A 1,715-nucleotide genomic window follows, 5' to 3' on the forward strand; every position below is an offset into this window, starting at 1 on the left:
TTGCTGTACTTCATGTCCGGCTTTTCCTGGTAGCGGCGCTTGCGGATCGCCCAGCCGATGTCGTTGCCGGCCAGGTCGCCCATGCGGAACGGGCCCATGGCCATGCCGAACTTCTCCATCGCCTTGTCGACCTGCTCGGGCGTGCAGCCTTCGTCCAGCAGGAAACCGCCCTGGCGGCCGTACTGCTCGATCATGCGGTTGCCGATGAAGCCGTCGCAGACGCCGGACACCACGGCCGTCTTCTTGATCTTCTTGCCAATGGCCATGACGGTGGCCAGCACGTCCTTGCCGGTCTTGGCGCCGCGCACCACTTCCAGCAGCTTCATCACGTTGGCCGGGCTGAAGAAGTGCATGCCCACCACGTCCTGCGGGCGCTTCGTGAAGTTGGCGATCTTGTTGACGTCCAGCGTGGAGGTGTTGGACGCCAGGATGGCGCCAGGCTTCATCACGCGGTCGAGTTCCTTGAACACCGCTTCCTTGACGCCGATCTCCTCGAACACGGCTTCGATCACCAGGTCGGCCGAGCCGATGTCGTCGTAGCTCAGCGTGGTGCTCAGCAGGCTCATGCGCTGCTCGTACTTGTCCTGCTTGAGCTTGCCCTTCTTGACCTGGGCTTCGTAGTTCTTGCGGATGGTCGCGATGCCGCGGTCCAGCGCCTCCTGCTTCATTTCCAGGATCTTCACCGGGATGCCGGCGTTGAGGAAATTCATGGAAATGCCGCCACCCATGGTGCCGGCGCCGATGACGGCGACCGAGGCGATCTCGCGCTTGGGTGTGTCTTCCGGCACGTCGGGGATCTTGCTGGCGGCGCGCTCGGCCGTGAACAGATGGCGCAACGATTTGCACTCGGGCGTCCACATCAGGTTGATGAAGATCTCGCGCTCGAACACCATGCCGTCGTTGAACTTTTTCTTGGTCGCGGCTTCGACAGCGTCCACGCACTTGGCGGGCGCCGGGAAGTTCTTGGCCATGCCCTTGACCATGTTGCGCGCGAACTGGAAGTAGGCGTCGCCGTCCTTGTGCTTGCAGGGCAGGTTGCGCACCAGCGGGAAGGCCGAGCCATCGGCGTGCTTGGCGGCCATCTCGCGGGCGAAGGCCAGGGCTTCAGCGGCCAGCGACTCGGGCGAGGCGGCCAGGTTGTCGAACAGCTTCTGGCCCGGCAGCTGGGCCAGCATCTCGCTCTTGACCGGTTCGCCGCTGACGATCATGTTCAGCGCGGCTTCCACGCCCAGCACGCGCGGCAGGCGCTGCGTGCCACCGGCGCCGGGAATCAGGCCCAGCTTGACTTCCGGCAGGGCCACGTTGCAGCCGGGGGCGGCGATGCGGTAGTGCGCACCGAGTGCGAGTTCGAGGCCACCGCCCATGCACACGCTGTGCACGGCCGCGATCACTGGCTTGGTGGTGTTTTCGACGCGGACGATCACCGACAGCAGGTTGGGTTCCTGGATCGCCTTGGGTGAGCCGAACTCGCGGATGTCGGCGCCGCCCGAGAAAGCCTTGCCGGCGCCTGTCAGCACAATGGCCTTGACCGCGGCGTCGTTCTCGGCCTTCTCCAGCCCGTCGACGATGGCCTGGCGGGTGGACAGGCCCAGACCGTTGACCGGCGGGTTGTTCAGCGAAATGACGGCAACGTCGCCGTGGACCTGGTACTCAGCGGTCATGGAAGCTCCTCTGTGTGATTTGGGAAAAAACCAAAAACGAACGGTCGTGCGATT

General features: G+C 64.3%; 1 protein-coding gene. It reads right to left on the reverse strand.

What is annotated here, in order from left to right; all coding sequences use genetic code 11:
• Positions 1–1,661 (reverse strand): 3-hydroxyacyl-CoA dehydrogenase NAD-binding domain-containing protein (locus ACR2JA_RS08385; RefSeq protein WP_434008640.1); only part of this gene is annotated, 1,661 nt, incomplete at its 3' end.
• Between the last annotated feature and the right edge of the window lie 54 nt (positions 1,662–1,715).

The sequence above is a fragment of the Hydrogenophaga sp. genome (assembly GCF_051007235.1).
Taxonomy (GTDB): Bacteria; Pseudomonadota; Gammaproteobacteria; order Burkholderiales; family Burkholderiaceae_C; genus Hydrogenophaga.